Consider the following 14,005-nt stretch of genomic DNA (forward strand, 5'->3'; position numbering starts at 1 on the left):
GGGAGGCTTAAAGGCGAACCATGACCCAGTCGGTTCCGGACCAGCTGCGCGCCGCCGTGCGCTTCCTCGGCCGCGTCCTGGGCGACGTGATCCGCGCCCAGGACGGGGTGGCGGTGTTCAACCAGATCGAGGACATCCGCCAGGCCTCGGTGGGCTTCCACCGCGAGGGCACGCCCGAGGCGGCGCGGCTGATGGCCGAGCGGCTCGGGTCGCTCAGCCTGGAGGACACGGTCCGTTTCGCCCACTCGTTCGCCTGTTTCCTGCAGATCACCAACATCGCCGAGGACCAGATCCAGCGCCGCCGAATCCGGGCCGGGGAGGCCCGCCCGGACACCCTGGCCGGCGCGGTCCGCGCGCTGGCGGCCGACGGCGTGGAGCGGAAGGAGGTCGAGGATCTCCTGGCCGGCGCCCTCATCGCCCCCGTGATCACCGCCCACCCGAGCGAGGTGCGCCGCAAGAGCGTGCTCGATCGGCAGAGCGCCATCGCCCGCGGGCTGGAGGCCTTCGACCGCGCCCGCACCGACGCCGAGCGGGAGGCCGCCGAGCAGGAGCTGGTCCGCGAGGTCTCGATCTTCTGGCGCACCCGGCTGCTGCGGCACGTGAAGATCGCGGTCGGCGACGAGATCGAGAACGCCGTCTCCTATTTCGAGCGCAGCTTCCTGGCGGCCCTGCCGAGGCTCTACGCGCGCTGGCGCCACGTGCTGGGGCAGGACGAGGCCCTGGCCAGCTTCCTGCGCGTCGGCTCGTGGGTCGGCGGCGACCGGGACGGCAATCCCTTCGTCACCGCCCAGGTGATGCGCCAGGCCCTGGCGCGCCAGTCGCGGGCGGCGCTCCGGCTCTACCTCGACCAGGTCCACGCCCTGGGCGCGGAACTCTCCATCTCGTCGGACCTCGCGGGCGTCACGCCCGAACTCCAGGCGCTGGCCGACAAGGCGCACGACGCCTCGCCGCACCGGACCGACGAGCCGTACCGGCGGGCGCTGACGGGCGTCTACGCGCGCCTGGCGGCCACCTATCCGCTGCTGACGGGAGAGGCGCCGCCGCGGCCCGCCAGCACTCCGGGCGAGCCCTACGAGGACCCGCAGACGTTGCGGGCCGACCTGCAGACCGTGCTGGATTCGCTCCTGCGGATGCATGGGGAGGCCTTCGCCGACGGGCCGCTGCCGGACCTCATCCGCGCGGTGGACGTGTTCGGCTTCCACCTGGCGACGCTCGACATGCGGCAGAACTCCGCCGTCCACGCCCGCGTGGCGGCCGAACTGCTGCGCACGGCGGGCGTCTGCGCCGACTACGAGGCCCTGGACGAGGCCGGCCGCTGCCAGCTGCTTCTGTCCGAGCTGCGGCACGGCCGGCTGCTCGCCTCGCCGTTCGCGACCTACAGCGAGGAGACCGCGCGCGAGCTGGAGATCCTGGCCACGGCCGCCGAGATCAAGCGGCGCTACGGGCCGGACTCGATCCGCGCCTACATCGTCTCGAACACCACCTCGGTGTCGGACCTTCTGGAGGTCTATCTGCTGCTGAAGGAGGTGGGCCTGTTCCGGCCCGGCGCCCCGCCGACGGCCGAGATCCTCGCCGAGCCGCTGTTCGAGACCATCGAGGACCTGCGCGCCGCGCCCAAGACCATGGCGCGCTACCTGGCCCTGCCGCAGATCCACGACCTCCTCGCGGGGCACGGCCTGCAGGAGGTGATGATCGGCTACTCCGACTCCAACAAGGACGGCAGCTACCTCACCTCCACCTGGGAGCTGCACAAGACCTCGCGGGCGCTGGCCTCGGTGGTGGGCGGGGCCGGCCTGCGGCTGCAGCTCTTCCACGGGCGCGGCGGGGCCGTGGGGCGCGGCGGCGGCTCCAGCTTCGAGGCCCTGGTGGCCCAGCCGCGGGGGACGGTCGGCGGCCGCATCCGCATCACCGAGCAGGGCGAGGTGGTGGCCAACAAGTACGCCGACCCGGAACTCGCGGGGCAGAGTCTCGAGACCCTGACCGCCGGCGTCGTGCTGGCCTCGCTGCGCAGGCATGCGTCCGAGGATCTGGCGGCGCCGCAGACCAAGGCGATGGACGCGCTCGCCCGTCACGCCATGCAGGCCTACCGGAGCCTCGTCTACGAGACGCCGGGTTTCGTGGACTACTTCTTCGCCGCCACCCCGATCGCCGAGATCGCCGACCTGAACATCGGCAGCCGGCCGACGTCGCGCCAGGCCAGCCGCAGCATCCAGGGGCTGCGGGCCATTCCCTGGGTGTTCTCATGGTCGCAGTCGCGGGCGATGCTGCCCGGCTGGTACGGCTTCGGCTCGGCGGTGGCGAACGGCGGCGTGCCGATGGCCCAGCTGCGCGAGCTCTTCGAGAGCTGGCCGTTCTTCGCCACCACCCTGGCCAACATGGAGATGGTCCTGGCCAAGGGCGACCTGGCCATCGCCGGCCGCTACGCGGGCCTGGTGGAGGATCAGGCCCTGGCCGAGACGGTGTTCGGGCAGATCCGCGCCGAGTGGGAGCGGACGACCGAGGCGCTGCTGGAGATCACCGGCCAGTCGGCGCTGCTGGAGCACAATCCCGACCTGGCGGCGGTGATCCGCTCGCGGCTGCCCTACATCGATCCCCTGAACCACCTGCAGATCGAGCTGATCCGCCGCCGCCGTTCAGGGGACGATCAGGAGGCCGTGCGCCAGGGCATCCACCTGACGATCAACGGCGTGGCGGCGGGCCTTCGGAACACCGGCTGATGAGCGAGAACCTCTACGACCTGCTGGCCGGCGGCTTTCCCGCCGACCGCTCGAAACCCTGCTTCCTGCTCGGCGACGGCAGCGCGATCAGCTACGGCGAGCTCGAGGCGGCCGCCGGCCGGATCGCCGCGCGCCTCCTGGCCGAGGGAGTCGGGCCGGGCGACCGGGTGGCCCTGCAGGCCGAGAAGTCGCCCGAGGTCATCATGATCTACCTGGGCGTGCTGAAGGCCGGCGCGGTCTTCCTGCCGCTCAACGCCGCCTACACGGCCGCCGAGGTGGACTACTTCCTGGGCGACGCCGAGCCGAAGGTCTTCGTCACCGATCCGCCCGCCTTCGTGCGCGACGCCGCGGCCCACGCGCCGCTGGCCCAGGCGGTCCCGCGGGCGGCCTCCGACCTGGCCTCGCTGATCTACACCAGCGGCACGACCGGGCGCTCCAAGGGCGCTATGCTGAGCCACGGCAATCTGGCGACGAACGCCGTCGCCCTGCACCGGGCCTGGGGGTTCGGGCCGGACGACGTGCTGCTGCACGCTCTGCCCGTCTTCCACGTCCACGGCCTGTTCGTGGCGCTGCACTGCGCCCTCCTGTCCGGCTGCCCGATGGTCTGGCTGCCGAAGTTCGAGGACGCCGCGGTCCTGGCCGGGCTGCGGCGCTCGACGGTGATGATGGGCGTGCCGACCTTCTACACGCGCCTCCTGGCCAATCCGGCGTTCACGCGCGAGGCGGCGGCGGGCGTGCGGCTGTTCATCTCGGGCTCGGCGCCGCTGCTACCGTCCACCTTCGCGGAGTTCGAGGCGCGCACCGGCCGGCGGATCCTCGAGCGGTACGGGATGAGCGAGGCGGTGATCATCACCACCAATCCGCTGGAGGGCGAGCGGCTGGCCGGCTCGGTCGGCTATCCGCTGCCCGGCGTCGAGCTGCGGATCGGCGGGGGAGATGAGACGGGCGTCATCGAGATCCGCGGGCCCAGCGTCTTCTCGGGCTACTGGCGGATGCCGGACAAGACGGCCCAGGAGTTCACCGCCGACGGCTTCTTCGTCACCGGCGACGTGGGCCGCCAGGACCCCGACGGGCGGGTCTGGATCTCGGGCCGGGCCAAGGACCTGATCATCTCGGGCGGCTACAACGTCTATCCGAAAGAGGTCGAGCTGGTGCTGGACGAGCTGCCCGGCGTGCGCGAGAGCGCCGTGATCGGCGCGCCGCATCCCGACTTCGGCGAGGGCGTGGTGGCGGTGGTGATCGGGCAGGGCGACGAGGCCGCCCTCATCGCCGAGGCGCGCAGGCAGCTCGCCGCCTACAAGGCGCCCAAGCGCGTCCTTTTCGTCGATGAACTGCCCCGCAACGCCATGGGCAAGGTCCAGAAGAACCTGCTGCGCGAGCGCTACGCCGACGTCTTCTCCAGCTGACGGCGGGCCGGCGAGGGGGCCCGCACCGCGGGCCCCGGCTCGTAGTGGGCGACCTCGGCCAGGACGTCCGGCTGCAGCAGGATGGCCACGCCCGACCGCAGCTCGATCAGCCGCTCCTTGCGCAGCTGCTGCAGCGTGCGGTTCACGTGGACGATCGACAGCCCGAGGGCGTCGGCCAGGATTTCCTGGGTGAGCGGCAGCGGGAAGCGCTGGTTGTCGCCGAGCCCGGCGACGTGCAGCCGCCTTTGAAGCTCGAGCAGGAAGTGGGCGACCCGTTCGTAGGCGGTTTGCTGGCCGAGCCGCACCATGTGGTCCAGCAGGAGCTGCTGTTCCTGCGCCGCGGCGGCGGCCATCGCCTGGCCCAGTGCGGGCGTGCGCTCGTCGAGGACGGCGTCCAGGGCGGCCTCGGCGTCGACCGTCTCGAGGGCGGTGAGCGCGACCACGCTCCAGGGCGAGGGCGGCGCGGCCCTGTCGCAGAACCCGAAGTGGTCGCCGGGCAGGATCAGCCGGAAGATCTGGCGCCGGCCGTCCGGCAGCACGCGCTGGCAGGCGGCCCAGCCGGCCACAACGAACCTGGGCCGGCGCGCGGGCTGACCCTCGGGGATCAGCTCCTCGCCGGGGGCGAACCGCTCCCGGCGTTCGCTCAGGCTTCGGACGAACGCCTCTTCGGCCTCCGGCAGGGGTGTAAGCGACCGCAGCTTCCGCACGACCGGATCTATGGGCCATGCGGCGAGGCGAGGTCTGAACCGGCCCGTCATCCGGTGCTCCTCATGGGCTAAAGGCTACGCGAGGTCCGGAAACCGATTGCGCCTGAGCGCAGACACGACCCCCGGACAAAGTCGATACGCGCCAGGAAGGATGTGGTTCCTGAGTCACAGACCAGACATAGGGCTCGCCGGGGGTGTTTCAGGTGCTGGGAGGCCCGGCCCAGGCATTCGATCGCCGCGCCAGGAGCAGCCTTGGAGTCGGAGGCGAAGAAGAGCGGCCGGGACCGGTCTTCTTTTCTTCAGCAGGGGAACGGGCGGCGGGTCGCGCCGTTGGATGACGCCTGTGAGCAGCTGCTGGAGTTCTTCGATGCGCGTTTCCGGCGCGGACTTCGGATACCGGATCGCCGAGACATCCGCGGGATGGGCGTGGATCGCCTACGACCGGGGCGGCGATCCCGTCGAACAGGGCCTCGCGCCCAGTCGCGCCGTGGCGGCCGCCTGCGTGATCCGGGTGTTCGCCCGCTCGCACGCGCCCCGCAGCCCGGACGCGGCGCCCCGCCGGCTCGCGGGCTGACCTAGCGGCGCCGCTGGCGTCGGGGCCGGCGCTGGGGCAGGTTCGCGGCCGAACGAGGGAGTGAAGCCATGGACCTGCAGCTCAAAGGGAAGACCGCGGTGGTGACCGGCGGGACGCGCGGCATCGGCCGCAGCATCGCCGAGTGCTTCGCGGACGAGGGCGCCAACGTGGCGGTGTGCGCCCGCCACGCCGACCAGGTCGCCGAGACGGTCAAGGCGCTGGAGGCCCGGGGCGTGAAGGCCTGGGGGCAGCCGGCCGACATCGCCGACAAGGCCAGCCTGCAGGCGTTCGTCCGCGGCGCCGCCGAGGCGCTGGGGGGTGTCGACGTGCTGGTCTCCAACGCCAGCGCCCTGGTGCAGGGCGTGACCGACGAGGACTGGCGGGCGATGTTCGAGGTGGACCTGCTGGGGGCGGTCCGCAGCTTCGAGGCGGCCAAGCCCTATCTCGAGAAGGCCGCCGCGGCCAACGGCGACGCCTGCTTCATCCTGACCTCCTCGATCTCGGCCGCGGAGGCGACGAACGCCTCCTCGTACGGTGCGATCAAGGCCGCGCTGATCCACTACGCCAAGGGCGTGGCCCGCGAGAACGCGGCCAAGGGGCTGCGCTGCAACGTGGTCTCCCCCGGGACCGTGCTGTTCGACGGCGGCGTGTGGGGCAACGTGCGCGACAACATGCCGGACTTCTTCGCCCAGATGATCAAGCGCAACCCCACCGGGCGCATGGCCACGCCCGAGGAGATCGCGGCGGCCACGGTGTTCCTCGCCAGTCCCCGGTCGGCCTTCACCACCGGGATCAACATGGTGGTGGACGGGGCGATCTCGTCGCGGGTGAACTTCTAGCGGCGCCTCAGGCCGAGACGTTGTCGAACAGGCCGGCCTGGTAGTCGCGGATCGCCTCCACGATCTCCTCGCGGGTGTTCATCACGAAGGGCCCGTGCGCGACCACGGGCTCGCCGAGCGGCTGGGCGTGGCCGAAGACGACGAGGGCGCCGTCGCCGAGGCCCTCCAGCTCGACGGTGTCGCCCGGAAGGTCGAGCTGGACGAGGTGGCAGGCCGAGGCGGCCACCCCGTTGACCGCCGCTTCGCCGCGCGCGACGTAGCAGAAGACGTTGCGCCCCTGCAGGGCCCCGAAGCCGGCCCGCGCGCCGCGCTTCAGCTCCACCGTCGCCATGAACACGCCGGTTAGCGAGGGGACTGCGCCGGTCACCCCGCCCCAGGTCCCGGCGATCAGGCGCACGGTCGCGCCGTCGCCGGCCGACAGCTCGGGGATCTCGTCCGCCTGCACGCCAACGTAGCGCGGCCGGGTCATCTTCAGCCGCGACGGCAGGTTGACCCACAGCTGCAGGATCTCCAGCGGCCCGCCCCGGCGCATGAAGTCGTCCGGCGAGACCTCGGCGTGGATGAGGCCCGAGCCGGCGGTCATCCACTGGACCCCGCCTGCGCGGATGATGCTCTCGTGGCCGGCCGAGTCCCGATGGGCCAGCTCGCCGTCGAGGATGAAGGTCACCGTCTCGAACCCGCGGTGCGGGTGCGGCCCGAACGGCAGGCCGCGATTGCCGGGCGGATAGACCTGCGGACCGTGGTGGTTGAGGAACAGGAAGGGGTCCACCTGGTCCACGCCGGGCCCGGGCAGAGGCCTGCGGGTGACGAGGTCGCCGATGTCGTCCCGATGGGCGGCGTGCTGGGCGATGACGGTCTTGGCGGGCACGGGCGCGGTCCTCCGGGGGGCTTTGCGCCATATAAGCGCGAACCGGGGCTTGCGGAGCCACTCCGGCCGCGCTTTCAGGGGCGCGATGGACAAGCTCTTCTTCGACCTGCGCGCCACGCACAACCCGCACCGCTGGTACATGCCGCTTTCGAACGCGGTCTGCGTGGGGCCGCCGGGAAACATGTTCATGTTCGGCGGCGTCGGCCTGGGCGCGGCGGTGGCGGCGATGGAGCGCACCTGCGGCCGGCCGGTGGTGTGGGCGACGGCGCAGTACCTGTCCTACGCCAAGCCGCCGAGCGTGGTGGACCTCGACGTCTGGACGCCGGTGCAGGGCAAGTACAACACCCAGGCCCGCGTGGTCGGCCACGTCCACGACCGCGAGATCTTCACGGTCAACGCCGCCCTCGGCGAGCGGCCCAGCGAGCTGTCGCGGCAGTGGCTGGAGATGCCGGACGCGCCCAAGCCCGGCGACTGCGAGCCGGCCGAGCACTGGCGCGGCGGCGGCGAGGGGCTGCACAGCCGGATCGAGGTGCGGGTCGCCAAGGGCCGCTACGGGGCCGACCGCAACGGCCAGCCCGAGCCCGACGGCCGCTCGCTGCTGTGGATCCGACCGCGGGAAGGGTTCGCGGTCGATGCGCCGATGCTGGCGATCATGGCCGACTTCGTCCCCTCGGGCGTCGGCAACGCCCTGGGCAGGAACGCCGGCGGCAACAGCCTCGACAACACCCTGCGGATCCGCCGGATCGTGCCGACCGAATGGGTGCTGTGCGACATCCGCATCCACGGAGTCCACGGCGGCTTCGCCCACGGCGCCATGTACCTGTTCGCCGAGGACGGCGAGCTGATGGCCACCGCCAGCCAGTCGCTGATCGTGCGGATCCGCGAAAGGGCGGACGAGCGCTAGCTAGAAGGGCTGGGCCTGCACGCCCGGCCGCTCGTTGTCCCAGATCATCGAGATGATCCTCCAGTCCCCGCCCGCGTCCCGGTAGAGCTGGATCGAGTTGATCCCCCGCCGCTCGGGCGTGGCGTCGTCGGGCGCGGTGCGGGCCTCGTAGAGGCTCCAGACGTGGGCCATGTTCCCCAGCACGTCGATCCGCCGGGCGATCTCGACCTCGAAGAACGGGTTGGCCATGAAGAAGGGCGTCACGTCGGCCTCGTATTCGGCGGGCGACATGATCCTGATCCAGGGGGCGCCGTGCTCGTCCACGCCGGTGCGCATCTGCCGGGACTGCGGGTGGAAGACGGCGCGCTGGCGCGACCAGTCCCGCGGGCCGGCGGGCCCCGAGATCATCGCGTACATCTCGTCGATCACGGCGCCGATGGCGGCTGTCTCGTCCATGGAGTCCCCCGTTGAAGCGCCGAGCGGTCCCATGCGTCCGCCGCGGCGGGCAAATGACAAAGCTGTAACGGTCGCGGCCGGCGCGGGGCGGTGTAGAACCCCTGCAAACGCGCGCGGCGACGGCCGCGCCGCCGGAGAGAGACATCGATGACGTTCCGCCCCTCGTGGCTCGCCGCCGCCTCGGCCGCAGCCCTGCTCGCCGCCTGCGCCACCACGCCGACAGCGCCTTCCGCCGAATCCGCCGCCCAACCCGCCCCCGCGCCGGCGCCCGAACGCCCTAAGGCCCAGGTCGGGACGTTCGGCTTCGACGTCTCGGGCATGGATACGTCGGTCGCCGCCGGCGAGGACTTCTTCCGCTACGCCAACGGCAAGTGGGCGGACCGCACCGAGATTCCCGCCGACCGCTCGAACATCACCAGCTTCGCCGCCATCGCCGAGACGGCCGCCCAGCGCACGCGGGCGATCATCGAGCAGGCCGCCGCCTCCGACGCGCCGGCCGGGTCCGAGGCCCGCAAGATCGGGGACTACTTCGCCAGCTTCATGGACGAGGCGCGGATCGAGCAGCTCGGCGTCGCGCCCGTGAAGCCCGAACTGGACCGCATCACCGCCATCCGCACCCGCGCCGACCTGTCCCGCGAGCTGGGCGCCGCGCTGCGCGCCGACGTGGACGCGCTGAACGCCACCGACTTCTACACCGACCGCCTCTTCGGCCTCTGGGTCGCCGAGGATCTGACCGACACCACGGTGTACCGGCCCTACATCATGCAGGGCGGGCTCGGCATGCCCGACCGCGAGTACTACCTGGGCGACAGCGAGCGCTTCCGCGAGCTGCGGACGAAGTACCAAGCGCACGTCGCCGCCATGTTCCGGCTGGCGGGCTTCGACGACGCCGAGGCGCGGGCGAAGCGCGTGGTCGACCTGGAGACCGCCATCGCCCGCACCCACTGGACCGTCGACCAGACCGCCGACATCCAGAAGGCCAACACGGTCTGGACCCGGGCCGAGCTGGCGGCCAAGGCGCCGGGGATCGACTGGACCGCGTTCCTGACCGCCGCCGGCCTGCAGGACCAGCCGCGCTTCGGCGCCTGGCAGGACAGCGCCATCGCCGGGACGGCCAGGCTGGTGGGCTCGCAGCCGCTGCAGGCCTGGCGGGACTATCTGGCCTTCCATGCGGTCGAGCGGGGCGCGCCCTACCTCTCCAAGGCGTTCGTCGACGAGCATTTCGCGTTCAACGGCCAGGCCCTGACCGGCCAACCCGAGCAGCGCGAGCGCTGGAAGCGCGGCGTGGACAACACGAGCGCGGCGCTGGGCGAGGCCGTCGGCAAGCTCTACGTCGAGCGGCACTTCAGTCCCGAGGCCAAGGCCAAGGTCCAGGAGATGGCCGACAACGTGCTGAAGGCGTTCGGCCGGCGCATCGACAGCCTCGACTGGATGAGCCCGGAGACCAAGGCCGAGGCGAGGAAGAAGCTGGCCAACTTCCGCGTCTATGTCGGCTATCCCGACACCTGGCGGGACTATTCGGGGCTGGAGATCGTCCGGGGCGACGCCTACGGCAACCAGTTCCGGGCCGAGCTCTTCGAGTACCGCCGCAACCTCGCCAAGCTGGGCCGGCCCGTGGACCGCGAGGAGTGGTTCATGACGCCCCACACGGTGAACGCGCTGTTCGCGCCAAGCCAGAACTCGATCATCTTCCCGGCGGGGATCCTGGAGCCGACGTTCTTCGACCCCGCCGCCGACCCGGCGGTGAACTACGGCGCCATCGGCGGGGTCATCGGCCATGAGGTCAGCCACGGCTTCGACGACCTGGGCGCACAGTTCGACTCCGACGGCAATCTGCGCAACTGGTGGAAGCCCGAGGACCTGGCCCGCTTCCGGGCCGAGGCCAAGAAGCTCGCCGACCAGTACAGCGCCTACGAGGCCCTGCCGGGGCTGAACCTGCGCGGCGAGCAGGTGCTGGGCGAGAACATCGCCGACGTCGCGGGCCTGGCCACCGCCTATGACGCCTACCGCCTGTCGCTTGGCGGGGGCGAGGGGCCGGTGATCGACGGCTTCACCGCCGACCAGCGGTTCTTCCTCGGCTGGGCGCAGAACTACCGGGCCAAGTACCGCGAGGCGGCGCTGCGGCGGGCGGTGATCACCGGTGTCCACTCGCCGGGCCCGTGGCGGGCGCTCACCGTCCGCAACCTTGACCAGTGGTATCCGGCTTTCGACGTCCAGCCGGGACAGGCGCTGCACCTGGCGCCGGCCGACCGGGTGAAGATCTGGTAGCCGCGCCGGAGGCGATCCGGGTCACCGACCCGGGCGACCCTCGCATCGAGGGCTACCGCGCGGTCCGCGAGCGCGATCTCGCGGGCCGCGACGGCCTGTTCGTGGCCGAGGGACGGGTGGTGCTCGAGAAGGCGGCCCGCGCCATGCCGGAGCGTATCGTCTCGGTGCTCGTCGCCGAGAACCGGCTGGCGGCGCTGGGGCCGGTGCTGGCGGACCTGCCGCCCGGTACGCCGGTCTATGCGGCAGGACAGGCGGTGATGGACTCCATCGTCGGCTTCCCGATCCACCGCGGGATCCTGGCTCTGGGTCGGCGGCCGGAGCGGTCGGCGGCCGGGCTGCTGGCGGGATTGCCGGACCGGGCGCTGGTGGTCGGGCTGTCGGCCATCGCCAACCACGACAACATCGGCGGGATCTTCCGCAACGCCGCGGCTTTCGGGGCGCACGCGGTGATCCTGGACGCCGCCTGTTGCGATCCGCTGTACCGCAAGGCGATCCGGGTCAGCGTGGGGGCGGCGTTGACCATGCCGTTCGCCCGCCTCGAAGCGGGGGAGGACCTCGTGGGCGCACTTGCGGGCGCCGGCCTGGAGGTGCTGGCGCTCAGTCCGGCCGGGGAGACGGACCTGGCCGACCTTGCGCCGCCTGCGCGCGTGGCGGCCCTGTTCGGGGCCGAAGGCCCCGGCCTGCCCGATGACGTGCTGGCGCGGACCCGGACCGTCCGCATTCCCATGGCCGGCGGCTTCGATTCGCTGAACGTCGCCACCACCAGCGGGATCGTCCTGCACCACCTGACCGCAAAGGGTGCGGCCTAAAGCCAAGTTTAACCTCGCGGTGCGATCCTAGACCGTCGCGGCGCATGTCTGCCGTGGGCGGGAGGAACATGAAGCGCAAGGCGCGGACCGTCGCGGGCAGACCGCCCGGCCTGGAGCAGTCCGGGCCGGTGTTCGATCGCGCGACCCGCCTCCTGCGCACGCTCTTCGGCGGCGACGTCGAGGCCCAGATCACCCTCGTCGAGGGCGAGGGGGAGGGCGTGTGGCACAGCCGCGGGGGCGGAACTCCCAGCGCCGCCCAGGCCGCCGGCGTGCGCGAATTGATGCGAACCGGCGCGCCCGTCTGGTCCGAGGACTGCCGCGAGGATCCGCGTTTCCTGGACGACGCCTCGGTGGTGGGGCCGCCCTACGTCCGCTTCTTCGCCGCCGCGCCGATCCGGCTCGAGGACGGCTCCACCCCCGGCGCGCTCTGGGTGGGCGGCCTGGAGCCGCGGCCGTACGACCGGGTGCTGGCGGCCCGCCTCCAGGACCTGGCCGACACCGTCGCCGACGAGTGGGCCCGGCTCCGGGAGACCGATGCCCGTCGCACCTACGAGAAGACGCTGAACGCCATCATTGAGGCGCTGCCGATCTCGTTGGTGCTGACCGACCGCGAGATGCGCGTGCTCTACGCCAGCCCGCCCTGGATCACCGGGCGGGGGCTGGCCGGCCGGCAGGTGACCGGCAAGACGCTCTACGAGCTGCGGCCGGACATGTTCGAGCAGTGGCGCGAGGGGCTGGAGGCGGCCGTCGCCGCCGGAACCGGCTACAAGCTCGACCGGCGCGCGCTGCCGGGGCCGGACGGCTCTGTCGAATGGGTGAAGTTCGAGGTCACGCCCTGGCGCGACACCGAAGGCCAGGTCGGCGGACTGATCCTGGCCTCGTACGACATCACCGAAATGGTCGAGGCGCTGGAGCGGACCGAACGCTCCGAGGAGCGGCTGCGGATCGCGATGCAGATCGCCGACCTGCACGTCTACGAACTGGACTATGTGCGGCGCGAGCTGACCAAGGTCGGCGCCGAGGACACGTTCTTCGACCGACCGCGAACGTACGCCGACCTCGCAGCCAACATCTGGAACGCGATCGATCCGCGGGATGTCGCGAAGGTCCAGGCTGCGTGGAAAGCGCATGTCCGGGACGGGGCGCCCTACTATCCCGAGTATCGGCTGCGGCGCGGCGACGGCAGGGAGGTCTGGGCGGCCGGCACGGCGCGCCTCACCACCGGCGAGGACGGCCGGCCCCTGCGCCTGGTGGGCGCCATGCAGAACGTCACGGTGCGAAAGGCCCAGGAGCGGGCGCTGGTCCGCGCCAAGGAGGAGGCCGAGGCCGCCAACCGCGCCAAGAGCGCCTTCCTGGCCACCATGAGCCACGAGATCCGCACGCCGCTGAACGGCGTGCTGGGCATGGCGCAGGCCATGGCCATGGACGAGCTGTCGCCCGCCCAGCGCGAGCGCCTCGACGTGATCCGCCAGTCGGGCGAGAGCCTGCTGGCCATCCTCAACGACGTGCTGGACCTGTCCAAGATCGAGGCCGGCAAGCTCGACCTGGAGGAAGCCGAGTTCGACGTCGAGGAGCTGGTTCGGACCGTCCACGCGACCTTCGCCGCCGTGGCGGAGGCGAAGGGGCTCGGCTTCGAGATCGCCGTCGCCCGCAACGCCCGCGGACTCTACCGGGGCGATCCGATCCGTGTGCGGCAGATCCTCTGGAACCTCGTCTCCAACGGCCTGAAGTTCACCGACCGCGGCGCGGTGGAGGTGCGGGTGCGGCGCGCGCAGGGCCTGCTGGCCTTCGAGGTGCGCGACACCGGCATCGGCATCGCGCCCGAACAGCTCGCCAACCTGTTCCGCAAGTTCGAGCAGGCCGACGCCTCGACCACGCGCCGGTTCGGCGGCACGGGCCTTGGCCTGGCCATCTGCCGCGAGCTGGCGGGCCTGATGGGGGGCGAGATCGCCGCCGAGAGCGCCCGCGGGCAGGGGGCGAGGTTCACCGTCAGCCTGCCGCTGGAGAAGGTCCGCCGCCGCGCCGTGAAGGCGAAGCGGGCGCCCGCCGAGCGCACCCCCGCCGAGCCGGACCGTCCCCTGCGCATCCTCGCCGCCGAGGACAACGCCATGAACCAGCTGGTGCTCAAGACCCTGCTGGCCCAGGTCGGCGTGGATCCGGTGATCGTGCCCGACGGGCGCGAGGCGGTGGCCGCCTGGGAGCAGGGCGACTGGGACGTGATCCTGATGGACGTGCAGATGCCGGTGATGGACGGCCCCACCGCCACGGCCATGATCCGCACGCGCGAGCTGTCGCTGGGGCGGCCCCGGACGCCGATCGTGGCGCTGACCGCCAACGCCATGGCCCACCAGGTGGCCGAGTACCTGGACGTCGGCATGGACGGCTACGTCGCCAAGCCGATCGAAGCCGCGCGCCTCTACGAGGCCCTGCAGGCGGCGCTGGAGCGGTCCGAGGCGGCGCGCTCGGCGGCCGCCTAGC

The 14,005-nt window shown here is 72.0% G+C and carries 11 protein-coding genes; 8 read left to right on the plus strand and 3 right to left on the minus strand.

The features are described from left to right. The first annotated feature begins 20 nt into the window (after nt 1-20). Both ppc and PHZ_RS06385 read left to right on the plus strand, forming a co-directional pair. Nucleotides 21-2,717, plus strand: a complete 2,697-nt coding sequence (gene ppc, locus PHZ_RS06380) for a phosphoenolpyruvate carboxylase (RefSeq protein ID WP_012521714.1) — start codon at nt 21-23, stop codon at nt 2,715-2,717. Next, nucleotides 2,717-4,123, plus strand: a complete 1,407-nt coding sequence (locus PHZ_RS06385; RefSeq protein WP_012521715.1) for a malonate--CoA ligase — start codon at nt 2,717-2,719, stop codon at nt 4,121-4,123. The genes ppc and PHZ_RS06385 overlap by 1 nt, the downstream gene beginning before the upstream one ends. Here PHZ_RS06385 and PHZ_RS06390 read toward each other — a convergent pair. Beyond that, nucleotides 4,099-4,830: a Crp/Fnr family transcriptional regulator gene (locus PHZ_RS06390; RefSeq protein WP_049758163.1), complete on the minus strand. Its 732-nt coding sequence runs from the start codon at nt 4,828-4,830 to the stop codon at nt 4,099-4,101. The genes PHZ_RS06385 and PHZ_RS06390 overlap by 25 nt on opposite strands. A 367-nt stretch (nt 4,831-5,197) precedes the next feature. Here PHZ_RS06390 and PHZ_RS06395 point away from each other — a divergent pair, with 367 nt between their 5' ends. Both PHZ_RS06395 and PHZ_RS06400 read left to right on the plus strand, forming a co-directional pair. Continuing rightward, nucleotides 5,198-5,404 carry a hypothetical protein gene (locus PHZ_RS06395; RefSeq protein WP_041373289.1) on the plus strand — a complete coding sequence of 69 codons (207 nt, stop codon included), beginning with the start codon at nt 5,198-5,200 and terminating at the stop codon, nt 5,402-5,404. Nucleotides 5,405-5,472: 68 nt separating this feature from the next. Next, entirely contained in the window at nt 5,473-6,243 is a 771-nt protein-coding gene (locus PHZ_RS06400; protein WP_012521717.1) for an SDR family NAD(P)-dependent oxidoreductase, read from the plus strand. A gap of 7 nt (nt 6,244-6,250) precedes the next feature. On the opposite strand, the gene PHZ_RS06405 is transcribed toward PHZ_RS06400, so the two are convergent. Next, nucleotides 6,251-7,111, minus strand: a complete 861-nt coding sequence (locus PHZ_RS06405) for a pirin family protein (RefSeq protein WP_012521718.1) — start codon at nt 7,109-7,111, stop codon at nt 6,251-6,253. A gap of 85 nt (nt 7,112-7,196) precedes the next feature. On the opposite strand from PHZ_RS06405, the gene PHZ_RS06410 reads away from it, so the two are divergent. Next, nucleotides 7,197-8,015 (plus strand): acyl-CoA thioesterase, encoded by an 819-nt coding sequence (locus tag PHZ_RS06410; protein ID WP_012521719.1) that lies wholly within the window; start codon nt 7,197-7,199, stop codon nt 8,013-8,015. On the opposite strand, the gene PHZ_RS06415 is transcribed toward PHZ_RS06410, so the two are convergent. Then, nucleotides 8,016-8,450, minus strand: a complete 435-nt coding sequence (locus tag PHZ_RS06415) for a hypothetical protein (protein WP_049758164.1) — start codon at nt 8,448-8,450, stop codon at nt 8,016-8,018. 147 nt (nt 8,451-8,597) lie between these two features. Here PHZ_RS06415 and PHZ_RS06420 point away from each other — a divergent pair, with 147 nt between their 5' ends. The 3 genes from PHZ_RS06420 (at nt 8,598) to PHZ_RS21550 (ending at nt 14,004) form a co-directional block, all read left to right on the plus strand. Next, complete coding sequence (locus tag PHZ_RS06420; protein WP_012521721.1) at nt 8,598-10,718, plus strand: M13 family metallopeptidase; 2,121 nt, start codon at nt 8,598-8,600, stop codon at nt 10,716-10,718. Nucleotides 10,719-10,819: 101 nt separating this feature from the next. Further along, nucleotides 10,820-11,527: a TrmH family RNA methyltransferase gene (locus PHZ_RS06425; RefSeq protein WP_012521722.1), complete on the plus strand. Its 708-nt coding sequence runs from the start codon at nt 10,820-10,822 to the stop codon at nt 11,525-11,527. A gap of 68 nt (nt 11,528-11,595) precedes the next feature. Further along, complete coding sequence (locus PHZ_RS21550) at nt 11,596-14,004, plus strand: ATP-binding protein (protein ID WP_012521723.1); 2,409 nt, start codon at nt 11,596-11,598, stop codon at nt 14,002-14,004. The last annotated feature ends 1 nt before the right edge of the window (nt 14,005 follow it).

It is taken from the genome of Phenylobacterium zucineum HLK1, from assembly GCF_000017265.1.
GTDB lineage: Bacteria > Pseudomonadota > Alphaproteobacteria > Caulobacterales > Caulobacteraceae > Phenylobacterium > Phenylobacterium zucineum.

Excerpts from the sequence above, each read along its gene's own strand:
- PHZ_RS06400 (WP_012521717.1), top strand. The coding sequence starts at position 5,473 with ATGGACCTGCAGCTCAAAGGGAAGACCGCGGTGGTGACCGGCGGGACG.
- PHZ_RS06385 (WP_012521715.1), top strand. The coding sequence starts at position 2,717 with ATGAGCGAGAACCTCTACGACCTGCTGGCCGGCGGCTTTCCCGCCGAC.
- PHZ_RS06410 (WP_012521719.1), top strand. The coding sequence starts at position 7,197 with ATGGACAAGCTCTTCTTCGACCTGCGCGCCACGCACAACCCGCACCGC.
- PHZ_RS06420 (WP_012521721.1), top strand. The coding sequence starts at position 8,598 with ATGACGTTCCGCCCCTCGTGGCTCGCCGCCGCCTCGGCCGCAGCCCTG.
- PHZ_RS06395 (WP_041373289.1), top strand. The coding sequence starts at position 5,198 with ATGCGCGTTTCCGGCGCGGACTTCGGATACCGGATCGCCGAGACATCC.
- PHZ_RS21550 (WP_012521723.1), top strand. The coding sequence starts at position 11,596 with ATGAAGCGCAAGGCGCGGACCGTCGCGGGCAGACCGCCCGGCCTGGAG.
- PHZ_RS06415 (WP_049758164.1), bottom strand. The coding sequence starts at position 8,450 with ATGGACGAGACAGCCGCCATCGGCGCCGTGATCGACGAGATGTACGCG.
- ppc (WP_012521714.1), top strand. The coding sequence starts at position 21 with ATGACCCAGTCGGTTCCGGACCAGCTGCGCGCCGCCGTGCGCTTCCTC.